Source organism: Arthrobacter sp. 05L428, from assembly GCF_056397665.1.
Map to the genome: position 1 here is coordinate 215,651 of NZ_JBFTNW010000005.1, position 14,901 is coordinate 230,551.

Consider the following 14,901-nt stretch of genomic DNA (forward strand, 5'->3'; position numbering starts at 1 on the left):
GCCAGGCCCGGAACGTCGCCGTTTAATCGGCTTCGGCGGCCAGTTCCAGATCCGCTTCGTGCAGTTTCTGCCGTCGTTCCAGCCACGGCCCGGCCGCGTAGCCGATCACGACGCCGATGCCCGTTTCAGCTGCCACGAACAACGCCGTCGTCAGGGGGTCCGGGCCGATGTCCGTGAGCCGTCCGATGCCGGCGGAACCGCGGGCCAACCAAGCCAGCGCCGCCGCGAGCAGACCTGCCACGGCGCCGATCATGGCGCCCAGGACCAGCGTGGAGACGGTGGCCGTGAACCAGCGCGCCTTGACCTTGATGGAGAGCCATTCGTCGAAGTGGTTTTCGCCTTCGCGCAGGAACCACCAGCCCGCCAGGAGCCCGGCGAGCGCAGGAACCACGAGGGCCACGAAGCCGTACTCCAGCGCACCGGCGGGCAGTGCGGCGAACACCGGGATGGAGGGCAGCGGCCCGACGGCGGTGGCCAGCGGCCCGGCCTGCGATCCGACGCCGAGCGCGAACCCGGAGCCGGAAGTCCAGGCCAGCGCGAACACGGCCAGGTTGGGCAGGTAGCCCAACTGCGCGATGGTGAGCGCCGCGCCGCCCACCGGGCCGGCGTCGAGCGCCTCGTAGACGGCAATGATGAGGTTCCAGTGGATGATGAGGTCCACGGTGAGGAGGGCGGCAGCCATGGCCAGGCTGGCCATCACGGCCACGAAGCCGGCCTTGACGGCGGAGCCCAGGTAGGAGCCTGCCCAGCGCGAGTGCTGGCTGGTGCGCGAGAGCCAGGCGACGGCGTCGACGCCGATCAGCCGGCTCCAGGAGCCCGCTTCGCGGCGGGCACCAATCACCATGCCGAGCGCGAAGGGGATCAGCGGGACGATGGAGGCGTACCAGAGGCTGACACCGACCTCGGAGGTGCGGCAGACGAAACCGGTGGCGAATCCGAAGGCGCCGTACATCATCCAGGAGCCGAGCAGCGCCTGCCAGAGCTGGTCCGTGTAGGAGGCGCGGGCCAGCCGCCGCCCCGCGCGCCAGGCGAGCAGGAACGGGAGGAGCGTGAGGCCCAGCGGGATCAGCGACAGGGTGCCGGATTCGGGCCGTCCCGCGGTTCCGGCGCCGACGGTTTCGAGCAGCAAGGGGACGCCGTGGATCAGCAGCCAGGCCTGGCCGGCCAGCCGGGCGAGGAATTCAAAGCCGCCCTCGCGGAATCCGGCCGTGGCCCAGACCGCGATAATTGGTGCGATCACGACGAGTGCGGAGATCACGGCGGCCTGCGCGGACTCCAGCGCCCCCTGCAGCCATAGAGGCATCGGAAGGCCACGGTTCCCGGTCTGATCAGCGCGCAGTTTCATCGTCTTCCATGGTGCCACGCGCGGGGCCTTCCGCCGGGTTCCGACAGGCTCTTGCGCCCCCGATTTCAGCCGGCCGGAAACGTTGCCGCCGCCGCCCGCCGCGCCCCGAGCGCACCACCGCAGGTGGCCCCGCGGCGGCGCTTTTTCCGCTACCCCGCCGTAAAATTTAAGGTGTCCGCAATCAGTGGTTGGAGGCAGAAAATGACTACCGCATCCCCACATGCACACGGCGTACATTTCGGACGGACTGATGTCCAAAACGTCGGCATGGGTGTGGGTATTGTCCTTCTTGTCGTGGGTGTCCTGGGGTTCATCCCGGGCATCACCACGCAGTACAGCGAGCTGAGGTTCTTCGGGCCAGATTCCAGGGCCATGTTCCTTGGCCTGTTCCAGGTGTCCATGCTGCTGAACATCGTTCAGCTGGCCATTGGCGCCGCGGGCTTGACCATGTCCCGCAACGGCATGGGAGCCCGGAACTTCCTCATGGGCTTCGGCCTGCTGTACATCGTCTTTAGCGTTTACGGGCTGATCGTCGGCGTGGGGTCGGCGGCCAATTTCCTGGCGTTCAACACCATGGACAACTGGACCCACATGGTGCTGGGCGTGGCAATGATTGGCGCCGGCTGGCTGCTCTCGAGGCATCTGGCCGATGACGCACAAACCCGGTAAGCGAACACCGGGAAAAGGGAGCCGCGAATGAGGACCGATTCTCAGTAATCCAACAAATTCGTACTACCTGCTGGTGCGGGCGCCTGGAGCTTCATGGGTGTCCGCACCAGCTTTCTTTTGCCCCAGCCGTTCCGCCAAATGCTGGACTTATTCGGCGGCAGCACCCCAGACTGGCCTGACCCAACGACCTGAAAGAGTTTCCATGCCGGACTTCTCAGCTTTTATCCCGTTCCTCGCGGTCCTCGCCGGGGCACTCGTCGTCGTCGCCGTGATCTGGATTGCGATCAAGCTGATGTGGAAGGTGGCCGAACCGAACGAGGCCCTGATCATCTCCGGCCTGACCCGCGGAACCCTCGAGACGCGGGACGGCATGGACTTCAAGATCGTCACCGGCAAGGGGGCGCTCGTGTTTCCCGGCCTGCAGACCGTGCGGACCCTGTCCCTGACCCTGAACGAGACGGAGCTCAAGGTCTCCTGCGTGACCTCCCAGGGCATCCAGGTGATCGTCGAGGGCGTGGTGATCTACAAGATCGGCGACGCGCCGCCGTTCATCGCGAACGCTGCGCGCCGCTTCCTCGGCCAGCAGCCCAAGATGCAGAGCCAGGTCTACAACGTCTTCGAGGGACATTTGCGCTCCATCATTGGCAGCATGACCGTGGAGGAGATCATCCGCGAGCGCGACAAGCTCGGCTCGCAGGTCCGCAGCGCGAGCGGGGTGGAGATGGAAAAGCTCGGCCTGGTGGTGGATTCGCTCCAGATCAAGGACCTCCAGGACCCCACCGGCTACATCCAGAACATCGCCAAGCCGCACATCGCCCAGGTAAAGATGGAAGCCCGGATCGCGGAGGCCACCCGGAACCGTGAGGCGGCCGAGCGGGAGGCGGAGGCGGCCGCGCAAATCGCCGACGCCCAGAGCCTCTCCGCGATCAAACAGTCGGAGGCGCAGGCCAACGCCGAACGGGCCCGGGCCAACGCCGCCCAGGCCGGACCGCTGGCCGAGGCCACCGCGCGGCAGCAGGTGGTGGTGCAGGAAACCGAGGTCGCCAAGCTCGAGGCGGACCGTGAGGAACAAAAACTCCAGACCACCATCCGCAAGCCCGCCGACGCCAAGGCTTACGCCAAGCGCACCGAGGCCGAGGGGCAGAAATCCGCGGACATCAGCGCGGCCGAGGCGCTGGCCCGCCGGACCGAACTCGAGGCGCAGGTCAACGCCCGGCGCACCGAGCTCCAGGCGCAGGCCAATGCGACAGCTGCCGCGGCCGCCGCCGGGGCCACCCGCGTCACCGGTGAAGCCGAGGCCGCCGCCACGAAGGCCCGCGGTGACGCGACGGCGTCGTCGATCAAGGCCAAAGCGCTGGCCGAAGCCGACGGCATCAAGGCGCGCGGCGAAGCCCTCGGCACCAACCAGGACGCGGTCATCTCGCAGCAGCTGGCCGAGAACATGCCGGCCATCATCGCCGCGGCCGCGGAGCCGTTCGCCCACGTCGGGCAGCTCACCGTCCTCAACGGCGGGGAGGGCATCAACCGGATGATCGGCGGCATCCTGGCGCAGGTCGGCGACTACCTTCCCGCGCTGCGGACGGCATTGAAAGATGGCCGGCAGGATGGACGGCAGGCAGCCAAGCAGCCACCGAAAGCCCCGGATGCATAAGGAAGTCGACCGCAGCCTGACCGGCCGGATCGGCCGGGTGACGGGGCGGGTGGGGCCCGGCACCATCGGGGAGGTCATGCTGCCCTTCCGCGGCGGGACGAGTGCCTTCCATGCCCACCCGTTCGACAAGGAGAGCGTCTTCGCCGTCGGGGACGAGGTGCTGGTCATCTACTACGAGCCGCCCCAGACGGTCTACGTGGACGAACTCCCGGACGTGCTGCGGCACGATCCGCGCCGCTGACGCTGGCCGGCGCGGCACCTGGCACTGCGGGCATTCCGGGGCACCGGGCACTCCGGGGAGCTCCGGGGAGCTCCTGGGCGCCGGGCACTCCGGCCCCGAGCGCGAACCGCGCCCGTTTTGCCGGAGATGGCCGCTCCGAGGCCCGGCTTGGCGGCCATCTCCGGCAAACGGGCGGCCCTGGACTGGAAGGACCACGGGAACCAGCGCACTCCGGCACCATCCACTTGCCAGAAGCGGCCGCCTGGGCAGCTGGTTTGCGGCCATTTTTGGATAATCGTCATTCGGCGCGGCAGCGAGCGCGCGTATTGGGATGATGTCCGGACACGCGTCCGGCCGACGGGCATGCACAGTGGGACACCGAAGGGCCCGCCAGGCCCCGGAACCCGCGGCCCACCCACGCCTGTTAACCCACTCTTCCCCCGCAGGCCACACCGGGAACCCCGCGCCGTCAGCCGCCGCGGCCACGGTGGAGGCGTGAGGATCGCACTAGTCGCCGAATCATTCCTGCCGCAGATGAATGGGGTCACGCACTCCATCCTGAGGGTTCTGGAGCATCTGCAGGACCGCGGCGACGAGGTGCTGGTGATCGCGCCATCCGCGCAGGACCCCCAAGTCCCCGGCGAGGTCCACGGCGCGCGGGTGCACCGGCTCCCGTCCGTGCCGCTGGCCGGCTACACGAACGTACGGGTGGCGTTGGGCGGTGTGGCCCGGGTCAAGCGAATCCTTGCCGACTACGCCCCCGACGTCGTCCACCTCGCCTCGCCGTTCGTGCTCGGCTGGCGGGCAGCCCAAGCCGCGCACCAGCTTGGGATCCCCAGCGTCGCCGTCTACCAGACCGAGGTCCCCGGCTACGCGGGCCGCTACGGCGTCCCGTTCCTGGAAAACTGGGCCTGGAACCGGGTGGAGCAGATCCACCTGCTCGCCACCCGCACCCTGGTCCCGTCGACCTTTGCGCTGAACCAGTTCCTGGGCCGCGGCATTCCCCGGGTGCACATGTGGCGCCGCGGCGTGGACACCCGGCGGTTCAGCCCGGAGAAGCGCGACGACGCGTGGCGGGCTTCGGTCGCCCCCGGCGGCGAGCGCATCATCGGCTACGTCGGCCGGCTCGCCGTCGAGAAACAAGTGGAGGACCTGGCCGTGCTCGCAGATATTCCCGGCACCCGGCTGGTGATCGTCGGCGGCGGGCCGCAGCGCGAAACCCTCGAAGCCGCGCTCCCGGACGCCCTGTTCACCGGGTTCCTCGGCGGCGAGGAACTGGCGCGGGCCGTCGCCTCGTTCGATCTGTTCGTCCACCCCGGCGAGTTCGAGACCTTCTGCCAGACCATCCAGGAGGCTATGGCCTCCGGCGTCCCGGTGGTCGCCACCGGCCGCGGCGGCCCGCTGGACCTGGTGGAGAATTCGCGGACCGGCTGGCTTTACGAACCGGGTGATCTCGCAGCGCTCCGGTCCCGGGTGGCAGACCTTACGGGCGACGACGCCAAGCGCCGCGCTTTCGCCGCCGCCGCCCACGCCTCGGTGCAGGGCCGGACCTGGCACGCGCTGGGCGAGGAGCTCGTGCGGCACTACGAAGCGGTCCGCACCGGTTCCGCCAGCCCCGGTCCCACCCGCACCGGTTCCGCCAGCCCCCGTTCAACCACCAGAGGAGCAACCCTGTGAAGATTTCTGTGATCGGCTGCGGCTACCTCGGCGCCGTGCACGCCGCCACCCTGGCCTCGATGGGGCACACCGTGGTGGGGATCGACGTCGACGCCGCCAAGGTGGCCCAGCTGGACCGCGGCGCCGCCCCGTTCTACGAACCGGGCCTGGACGAACTCCTGCGCGACGGCCGCGCCAACGGCCGACTCGCCTTCTCCACCAGCTTCGCCGACGCCGCCGGCGCGCAGTTGCATTTTCTCTGCGTCGGAACACCGCAGTCCAAGACCTCCGACGGCGCCGACCTGGGCTACCTGGTCTCCGCCACCGAAGCGTTGCTCCCGTTCCTGGCGCCGCGTGCCGCCGTCGTCGGCAAGTCCACCGTGCCGGTGGGCACGGTGGACATGCTCCGCGGTGTGCTGGCCGGGCGCCCGGATGTGCTCCTCGGCTGGAACCCCGAGTTCCTGCGCCAGGGCACGGCGGTGAAGGATTCCCTGGTGCCGGACCGGCTGGTGTACGGCGTGCCGGGCGGCAAGGAATCCGCGCGGCACCCGAACAGCGCCGGCGCCGCCGTCACCGCCGCCCTGGACACGGTGTACGGGCCGCTGCTCTGCGCAGGCATTCCCCGGCTCGTCTGCAACTTCGCGACCGCTGAGCTGATCAAATCGGCGTCGAACGCGTATCTGGCCACCAAGCTGAGCTTCATCAATGCGATGGCCGAACTCTGCGAGGCATCCGGCGCGGACGTGACGGAGCTGGGCGAGGCGATGGGCCTGGATCCGCGGATCGGCGGCCGGTACCTGCATGCCGGCCTCGGCTTTGGCGGCGGCTGCCTGCCCAAGGACATCCGTTCCCTCCGGGTGCAGGCCGCCGCGTTGGGTGTGGACTCGGTGGACGCCTGGATGGCCACGGTGGACGGCATCAACCGTGGCCAGCGCACCCGCACCGTGGAGGCTGCCCGGGAGCTGTGCGGCGGCCAGCTGGGCGGCCGGCGGGTAACCGTGCTCGGGGCGGCCTTCAAACCGGACACCGACGACATCCGCGACTCCCCCGCCCTGGATGTGGCCCAGCAACTGGCCGAAGCGGGGGCGCATGTCACCGTCACCGATCCGGCGGCGATCAACAACGCCTGGCTGCGCTATCCGCAGCTGCGCTTCGAGGCCGCCGTCGAGCAGGCGCTCGACGGTGCCGAACTGGTGCTGCTGCTGACCGAGTGGGAGGCCTACCGCTCGCTCTCCCCGACCGCGGCCGGGGAGCTGGTCCGACGCCGGACGGTGCTGGACGCCCGGAACGCCCTCGACGCCGCCGCCTGGACCGCGGCGGGGTGGACGGTGCGGGGCCTGGGAAGGGCCGACGCCGGAATTGGCGCGGACGCGGCCGCCGCCGGCCGACTGGCCACCGCCGACTGAGCGGCCCGGCCCCAGCGCCCCCGGACCCAGCGGCCCGGACCCAGCGGCCCGGACTGAGCGGCCCGGCCCCAGCGGGAGCGCGGCAACCCGCCGGACGCCCGCGCCGTGGCGCTGGGCCCGTTCTTCGCCCCCTATGATTTCTGAGGGGAGGATTCAGAATGCAGCATCGTTGGTCTCATATTTGTCCGGTTACGGCCGCGTGAGCACTTCAGCGCGCCCCGAGGAGGACGCCCGGCTCCGCGAAGCCATGTCCCTGCTCTCAGCCACACTGGAATCCACCGCGGACGGCATCCTCGTGGTCAGTGCCGAGGGCCGGATCTCCTCCGTCAACAACCAGTTCCTCTCGATGTGGGGCATCCCCCGCGAACTCGTGGACACCGGCGACGACGAGTCCGTGATGGGCTTCGTCCTGGGCCAGCTCACGGACCCTGAGCAGTTCCTCGCAAAGGTCACGGCCCTCTACGCCGATCCGGAAGCCGAGAGCCACGACGTGCTGCGCTTCCGCGACGGGCGGACCTTTGAACGGTATTCCCGCCCGCAGAAGGTCGAGGACCGCGTGGTGGGCCGCGTCTGGAGCTTCCGAGACGTCACCGCGGCCCGGCGAGCCCAGGACCAGATCAACCAGGCAATGGCGGACCTCGCGCAGCAGGCCAGCCAGCTGAAGACCCTCGCGTTCCAGGATCCGCTGACCGGGCTCTCCAACCGCCAGCTCTTCAACGACCGTCTGGCGCACGCCTTGGCCGGACCCTACGGGACCGCCGTCGACGTCCTGCTGCTGGACCTGGACGACTTCAAGGAAGTCAACGACATCCACGGCCACCATGCCGGGGACCAGATGCTGATCGAGGTCGGCCGCCGGCTGCGCGCCTGCGTCCGGCCCAACGACGTTGTAGCACGGCTGGGCGGCGACGAATTCGTGGTCCTGCTGGTCGGGTCGCTCGACGCCGACGCGGCCGCCGCGCGGGTCGTCGAATCCCTCAAGCTGCCGGTCTGGATTGATGGCACCATGCTGCGGCCCAGCCTGAGCCTGGGGCTGGCGTCCATCAGCGAAGACGCCGTCGATGCCTCCGAGCTGCTCCGCCGCGCCGACATCGCCATGTACGCTGCCAAGTCCTCCGGCAAGAACCGCTACCTGCGCTTCCGCCCGGAAATGATGACCGCACTGCTGGAGCGCACCGACCTGGAGGCCGGGCTGCGCACCGCGGTCGACAGCGGGGAGATCGCGGTGCATTACCAGCCAATCGTCTCCGCCCGGCTGGGCACCGTTGTCAAGGTCGAGGCGCTGGCCCGCTGGGAACGCGACGGTGCCCTCGTCCCGCCGCATCAGTTCATTCCCGCCGCGGAGCGCAGCGGCCTGATCGTCGAAATCGGCACCGAGGTCCTGCTGCGCGGCTGCACGGAGCTGGAGCCCTGGCTTTCCGCGGACCCCACCCGGTCCCTCGCCGTCAACGTCTCCGGTGTGCAGCTCCAGCACGGCAACTTCCCGGAGCTGCTGTTCGCGACCGCGGGCTCCTGCGGGGTGGATCCGCACCAGCTGGTCGTGGAGGTCACCGAGAGTGTCTTCTTCGACGACGACTGCCAGGTCCAGCGCCAGCTGGTGCAGCTCCGTGGCGCCGGGGTGCGGGTGGCGCTGGACGACTTCGGCACCGGCTACTCCTCGCTGGGCCGCCTGCAGGACCTCCCGGTGGACACGCTCAAGATCGATCAGTCCTTCGTCGCCTTGATCCACGCCGGTACCGAGGAGCTCCCCATCCTGAACTGCATGATCGACATGGCCCACGGCCTGGGCCTGACCGTCACCGCTGAAGGCGTCGAGACCCGGGAACAGGCCGAGTACCTGATGCGACGCGGATGCGATTCCCTCCAGGGCTTCCTGTTTTCCCGGCCCCAACCGGCGACCGGTCTGCCCGCTGCGCTCTCGGCGTCGGCCCGGACCATCACCGCATTGCGCCACGACACTGCCGCCCAAACGCAGTCGGTGCTGTGATTTGGGTCTCATGGCCCTATGATGCTTGAAGTTTAATGACCACCGCCCTGCCGGTGGATTCGAGTGACGAACGCCCGGGGGCTGGCATCGACGTGGAACAAGGATTGGCGGAAACCCTGCTGACGCAGGGCCCTGACGCGTTGCTGCAACTCACCACGGAGGGGGTCATCTCCTATCTGAATCCCGCGGCGGAGCGCCTGTTCGGCTACTCCGGCGAGGAGCTGATCGGCGTCGCGCACAACCGGCTGCTGGTGGAGGACGACCGCGGCGGCTTCCTGCGGGTTCTGAGCCGGCTCGGCCGCGCAGGGACGTCGGGGACGAGGCCTTTCCCCGGCCTCGGGCTGCACCGCGACGGCCGCGAACTGCCGTTGGAAATCACCTGCTCGCTCGTGACCACGCCGGCCGGAACGTCGGTGGCGGTCGCAGTCCGCGACACCACGCACCGCCAGGACCACGACGCCGGCCGGCGCAGCGCCGTCTCGCTCCTGGACGCGACGCTGGAGACGACGGCGGACGCCATCGTGGTGGTGTCCAACACCGGCCAGATCACCGGCGTCAACGAACAGTACCTGCGGCTGTGGGACATGCCGCGGGAGATCCTCGCCGAGGAGGACGCCTACGCCCTGGTCAAATTCATCGCCCAGAAATTGGTTGCCCCGGACTGCTTCAAGGCCAAGGTCGCCGAGCTCTACGCCAACCACGAGCTGCACAGCCACGACGTCCTCGAGTTCCAGGACGGCCGCACCGTGGAGCTGTATTCCCGCCCGCAGAAGGTCGCCGATGAGGTGGTGGGCCGGATCTGGAACTTCCGCGACATCACCTCCCGCACCGTGGCGCAGGACCAGGCCCGCCGCGCCCTCGACGAGCTGGCACAGCAGGCTGATCAGCTGAAGGCCCTCGCGTTCCAGGATCCGCTGACCGGGCTGGCGAACCGGATGCTGTTCAACGAACGCGCCACCGCCGCGTTGGAGTCCCCCGGACCGGTGGCGGTGCTGCTGCTGGACCTGGACGACTTCAAGGAAGTCAACGACATCCTGGGCCACCACGCCGGGGACCAGATGCTGGTGGAGATTTCCCGCCGGCTGCAAAACTGCGTGGGCCCGCACGGCACCGTGGCCCGCCTGGGCGGCGACGAATTCGTGGTGCTGCTGGTCGGCTGCGGCGATTCGGACGCGGTCGCGCAGCGGATCGTGGCCACGCTGAACGCCCCGGTCTCCATCGAGGGCACCCTGATGCGCCCGGGGCTGAGCCTGGGCGTGGCGACGCGCGGCACCGAGGACATGTCTTCCTCCGAGCTGTTGCGGCAGGCCGATGTGGCCATGTACGCCGCCAAGGAGGCAGGCAAGAACTGCTACGTGCACTTCCAGCCGGAGATGCTGGCCACCTTGCTGGAACGCACGCAGCTGACCGCGGGGCTGCGCCGCGCCGTCGAACTCGGCCAGATCACCGTCTTCTACCAGCCCGTAATCTCCACGAACCGCCGCGAGGTGATCCAGTTTGAGGCCCTGGCCCGCTGGGAACGCGACGGGGTGCTGATGGCGCCGGACGCCTTCATCCAGACCGCGGAGCGCAGCGGCCTGATCCGCGACATCGGGGCCGAGGTGCTCCGGCAAAGCTGCACCGAGCTGCAGTCCTGGCTGGCGGAGGACCCCGGGCGGACCCTGGCCGTCAACGTCTCCGGCGTGCAGCTGCAGCACAAGGACTTCGCCGAGCGGGTGCTGGACATCGCCGCATGGAGCCGGGTGGATCCGCACCAGCTGGTCCTGGAGGTCACCGAAAGCGTGTTCTTCGACGCCGACTCCCACGTCATCCAGCAGCTGATCACCCTGCGCGCCGCGGGCATCCGGGTGGCGCTGGACGACTTCGGCACCGGCTACTCCTCGCTGGGCCGCCTGCAGGAGCTTCCGGTGGACGCGGTCAAGATCGACAAGTCGTTCGTGTCCATGCTGCACACCGGCGAGGAGCGGCTTCCCATCCTGACGTCCATGATCCACATGGCCCACAGCCTGGGCCTGCGGGTGACGGCGGAGGGCATCGAGACGCCCACCCAGGCACGGTACCTGATGGAACACGAGTGCGACGCCCTGCAGGGCTACCTCTTCTCCCGCCCTGTGCCCGGGGCACGCCGGGCGGCGGCCGTCGCACAGTCCGCGGAGGCCATCACGGCCCTACAGGAGCCGGCAGTGGCGCTCTAGTTCGGCCCCTTGTCTGGGCGACCGGACGACATATTCGCACGCTTTCACGATTACTGTCGGGGCGGCATGAGACTGTGCTAGCGACCACATATGATTTCAGCAGGCGCGGCCGCGGCGAACCCAATCCGGTTCCCGGCGGTGCGCGGAACCATTCACAGATCCATCGCTTTTGGGGGCAGTACACATCATGGACGCAGCGTTTGCACAGACAGTGCTGGAGCACAGCCCTGACGCCCTCTTGCTGCTTGGCCCGGATGGATCCATCGCTTTCCTGAACACTGCCGCGGAGCAGCTCTTCGGCTATTCCCGGGCGCAACTGCTGGGCGCCGACTACAGCATGCTGCTTGCCGAGTCGGCACGGGAGGACTTCCACAAGGTCCTCGCCGGACTGGAAGGCGGCGCCGGGCGGACGCCCTTCACCGGCGCGGGCCGCCGCGGCGACGCCTCCGAGTTCCCGGTCCAAATCACCTGCGCCGCGCTTCCGGCAGCGCCCGGCACGGCCGGGACCGTCGCAGTCTCCGTGCGCCCGGGAGTCCCGGCCCGCCCCGGCGCCACACCACCCGCAACCCCGCACGACGGCGGAGCCACGGCGGGTGCCGCCGCGGCGGCAGCCGCTCCCCGCCGTCGGACATTCGGCTCGCTGGAGGCAGAACTGGTGCCCGGCACCACCGGCGTGCTTCCCCGTCTCACTCCCGCGGAGCACGACGACCAGCTCAAGGCGGCCGTGCTGCGGGACACGCTGACCGGGCTGCCGAACGGGACCCTGTTCAACGAGCGCCTCGCCGCGGCGCTGCGCCGGCCGGACCCGGTGGACGTGCTGCTGATCAACGTGGACGATTTCAAGAGCTACAACGACATGCTGGGCCGTTCCGCCGCGGACGAGCTGCTCGTGGAGGTGGCCAGCCGGCTGCGCAACTGCGTCCGGCCGCACGACACCGTGGCCAGGCTGGGCGGCGACGAATTCGTGGTGCTGCTGACCGAGTGCCTCAATGCCGGAGCCGTGGCGAAACGGATTTCCGAGTCCCTGTACGTCCCGGCACGGATCGGCGGATCGCTGGTGCGGCCCGCGGTCAGCATGGGACTGGCGGCCAAGACGCCGGAGACCCACGACGGCGCTGAACTGCTGCGGCAGGCGGATTCGGCCATGACGGCGGCCAAGGCGGCGGGGAAGAACACCTGGCTGCAGTTCCGGCCGGAGATGCTGAACACGGCCGCCAACAAAGCCCAGGGCGAGACCGGCCTGCGGCAGGCGGTGGAACTGGGGCAGATCTCGGTCCACTACCAGCCGGTGGTGTCCCCCGGGCTCGGCGCCGTGGTGCAGTTCGAGGCCTTCGCGCGCTGGGAGCGGCACGGCAAGCTGGTGCCGCCCAACCAGTTCCTGCCGGTGGCCGAACAGAGCGGCCTGATCCGCGAGATCGGCGACGAGGTCATGCGCCGCGCCTGTGCCGAGATCCGGCCCTGGCTGGCCGGCGACGCCGCGTACAGCGTGGCCGTGAATGTCTCCGGCCTGCAGTTCCAGCACCGGGACTTCGCCACCGACGTGCTGGGCATTGTCGCCTCCACCGGGGTGGACCCGCGCCAGCTCATGCTCGAACTGACCGAGAGCGTGTTCTTCGACGCCGATTCGGACGTGCTCCGGCAGTTGGCACAGCTGCGCGAGGCCGGCGTCCGGATCGCGATGGACGACTTCGGCACGGGTTACTCAACGTTGGGCCGGCTTAAGGAACTGCCGCTGGACAAGGTCAAGATCGACCGTTCCTTCGTGGCGATGATCAAGACGGGCAAGGAACACCTGCCGTTCTTCCGCACCATGATCAACGCCGCGCAAAACCTCGGACTGAAGGTCACGGCCGAGGGCATCGAGACGCCGGCGCAGGCCAAGTACCTGATGGATCTGGGCTGCGACTCGCTGCAGGGGTACCTGTTTGCTAAGCCCGCCCCGGCCAGCGACCTCGCCGGGACGATGGAAAGCGCCCTGACGGCGATCGACAAGGTCGAAGCCGCAGGCTAGCCTCCGGCTCCCGCAGCTCCGGCGGCGCACGTGACGCTCCCGCAGCACGGCGGCCGACGTTCCCGCCCAGTTGTAACCTCCCGCAGCACTCCGGCAGCCAGGTGTAGCCCGGGTTGGCGCGGAGTGCACCTGTGACGGTGCCAAGAACTGGGCTGGAGCGTCGCCGCGGGCCGACAGGCGGGGCCCCGGCGCAAAGGTCCGGTTAGCGCTTTTCGCAGGCGATGCCGTCGTTGTCACGGTCGAGGTTGTACTCGCCGCGGTGCCGGACAGCGCCGCCGTCGTTGTAGCCGTAGAGGGTGTTGTCCACGCGGAAGGTGGTGACCCGCTTGCCGGTGGTCTTGTCCTTTGCGCCCTTGCGGCCCACGCCGTGCGGGTAGACCTTGTTCAGCTCCGTGCAGTTCTTGTATGACTTCGGCGCAGGCGCGGCAGACGCCGGCACGGCGGTGCCGCTCAGCACGACGGCGCTGGCAGCCAGCGAGGCAATCATCAGTTTCTTCAGGCGCACCTTCGAGCACTCCCCCAATATGAAGCCCTCGGCCGCGTGTCGGCGAGGGGCAGGGAAAGACTATCCCACGATTCCGTTCATTGGGAGGAGGCTCAACCGCGGGGGTCGAGCCTGTCGGAGTCCTGGGCCACCATGGCGGTGCTGCGCTCCCACAGTTCCCTGGAGAGTTCCGCGTCGTAGGCCTGCTTGTTGGCCTTCGCCAGCGCCCGCTTGGCGTAGTAGGCGCCCGGGACCCACTCCTGCCCCGGGACGGCCGTGGCAAGCCACACGAGGGTGTCAGCGCCCTGCTCCGGGGACAGCATGAACCGGTTGAGGAAGCTTCGGTACATAAAGCGGAACGGGCTGGTGGTGTCCGCGGCAAAGTTGGTGGCCACTACGCCGGGGTGGAACGCCGCCGTGGAGATACCGGCTGCGTGGTAGCGGTTGTGCAGCTCGGCCGTGAAGAGGATGTTCTCCAGCTTCGCGTTACCGTAGGCCAGATTGGCGGAGTATTTGTTCGCGAGCTCCAGGTCGTCGATGTCCAGCCGGCCGTAGAGCGAATTGGCGGCGCTGGAAGTGTTGATGACGGTGGCCTTGCTGGCGGTCAGGGTGTCCAGCAGTTCGGTGCTGAGTAGGAACGGTGCCAAGTGGTTGATCTGGAAGGTCTTCTCGTGACCGTCGACCGTGAGCTCCCGGGTGCCCATGATGCCGCCAGCGTTGTTGGCCAGGACGTCGATCCGCGGGTACTTCTCCCGCAGCTGCGCGGCGAGCCGGCGCACCTGCGCCAGGTCGGCGAAGTCGCTGACGAAGTAGTCCGCGCCGATTTCGTTCGCGATCCGTTCGGTCTTCTCGGCCGAACGCCCGACGACGACGACGTTCTCGCCTCGTGCGGCGAGGGTCCGGGCGGCGGACGCGCCGATCCCGTCGCTGGCGCCGGTGATGACGATGGTCCGTGCAGTCATGGGATCTCCCGAGTTGGTTTTTAGTAGAAGCTACTCAAGAGTAATCAACGCTGAAGCGCCGGCAGGTGTTCCACCCCACCCAACACTCCCCCAGGTGTGGCAAGTTCCTGCCCACGCTCCCGCACTTCCACAGGTTGCTACGGAGACCTTCAGCTCTGTGCTTGGTGTGTTAAAAGGCTCAGGCCCCGACACTGTGTGTCGGGGCCTGGCTGTAATGGTTGTCCGGCGGTGACCTACTCTCCCACACCCTCCCGGGTGCAGTACCATCGGCGCTGTGGGTCTTAGCTTCCGGGTTCGGGATGGGACCGGGCGTTT

Annotated in this window: 11 protein-coding genes and 1 rRNA gene; 8 read left to right on the forward strand and 4 right to left on the reverse strand. The window is 68.8% G+C overall.

Annotated elements, in window-relative coordinates:
* Positions 1-22 precede the first annotated feature (22 nt).
* The gene (locus tag AC1DH3_RS11825) at positions 23-1,345 is read right to left on the reverse strand and encodes a cell division protein PerM (protein WP_476909394.1); all 1,323 of its coding nucleotides are present in this window, start codon (positions 1,343-1,345) and stop codon (positions 23-25) included.
* Positions 1,346-1,546: 201 nt separating this feature from the next.
* On the opposite strand from AC1DH3_RS11825, the gene AC1DH3_RS11830 reads away from it, so the two are divergent.
* From AC1DH3_RS11830 to AC1DH3_RS11865, 8 genes are all read left to right on the forward strand, one after another.
* Positions 1,547-2,014, forward strand: a complete 468-nt coding sequence (locus AC1DH3_RS11830) for a DUF4383 domain-containing protein (RefSeq protein WP_441418550.1) — start codon at positions 1,547-1,549, stop codon at positions 2,012-2,014.
* Positions 2,015-2,216: 202 nt separating this feature from the next.
* Positions 2,217-3,665: a flotillin family protein gene (locus AC1DH3_RS11835; RefSeq protein ID WP_476893280.1), complete on the forward strand. Its 1,449-nt coding sequence runs from the start codon at positions 2,217-2,219 to the stop codon at positions 3,663-3,665.
* On the forward strand, positions 3,658-3,906 hold the full coding sequence (locus tag AC1DH3_RS11840; RefSeq protein ID WP_441418552.1) for a hypothetical protein: 249 nt from the start codon (positions 3,658-3,660) through the stop codon (positions 3,904-3,906). Before AC1DH3_RS11835 ends, AC1DH3_RS11840 begins: the two co-directional genes overlap by 8 nt.
* A gap of 474 nt (positions 3,907-4,380) precedes the next feature.
* A complete protein-coding gene (locus tag AC1DH3_RS11845; RefSeq protein WP_476909381.1) occupies positions 4,381-5,562 on the forward strand; it encodes a glycosyltransferase family 4 protein in 1,182 nt (393 codons plus the stop codon).
* Entirely contained in the window at positions 5,559-6,947 is a 1,389-nt protein-coding gene (locus AC1DH3_RS11850) for a UDP-glucose dehydrogenase family protein (RefSeq protein ID WP_476909382.1), read from the forward strand. The genes AC1DH3_RS11845 and AC1DH3_RS11850 overlap by 4 nt, the downstream gene beginning before the upstream one ends.
* Before the next feature lie 199 nt (positions 6,948-7,146).
* Complete coding sequence (locus AC1DH3_RS11855; RefSeq protein WP_476909383.1) at positions 7,147-8,934, forward strand: putative bifunctional diguanylate cyclase/phosphodiesterase; 1,788 nt, start codon at positions 7,147-7,149, stop codon at positions 8,932-8,934.
* A gap of 35 nt (positions 8,935-8,969) precedes the next feature.
* The gene (locus AC1DH3_RS11860; protein ID WP_476909384.1) at positions 8,970-11,129 is read left to right on the forward strand and encodes a putative bifunctional diguanylate cyclase/phosphodiesterase; all 2,160 of its coding nucleotides are present in this window, start codon (positions 8,970-8,972) and stop codon (positions 11,127-11,129) included.
* A 187-nt stretch (positions 11,130-11,316) separates the two neighbouring features.
* Positions 11,317-13,140, forward strand: coding sequence for a putative bifunctional diguanylate cyclase/phosphodiesterase (locus AC1DH3_RS11865; RefSeq protein WP_441418557.1), 1,824 nt, complete (start codon positions 11,317-11,319; stop codon positions 13,138-13,140).
* Positions 13,141-13,342: 202 nt separating this feature from the next.
* Here the strand turns inward: AC1DH3_RS11865 and AC1DH3_RS11870 are convergent, their stop codons facing one another.
* From AC1DH3_RS11870 to rrf, 3 genes are all read right to left on the reverse strand, one after another.
* Positions 13,343-13,645 carry an excalibur calcium-binding domain-containing protein gene (locus AC1DH3_RS11870; protein ID WP_476909385.1) on the reverse strand — a complete coding sequence of 101 codons (303 nt, stop codon included), beginning with the start codon at positions 13,643-13,645 and terminating at the stop codon, positions 13,343-13,345.
* 92 nt (positions 13,646-13,737) lie between these two features.
* Positions 13,738-14,586 carry an SDR family NAD(P)-dependent oxidoreductase gene (locus AC1DH3_RS11875; protein ID WP_476909386.1) on the reverse strand — a complete coding sequence of 283 codons (849 nt, stop codon included), beginning with the start codon at positions 14,584-14,586 and terminating at the stop codon, positions 13,738-13,740.
* Positions 14,587-14,806: 220 nt separating this feature from the next.
* Positions 14,807-14,901, reverse strand: a 5S ribosomal RNA gene (gene rrf, locus AC1DH3_RS11880); the annotation flags it as partial.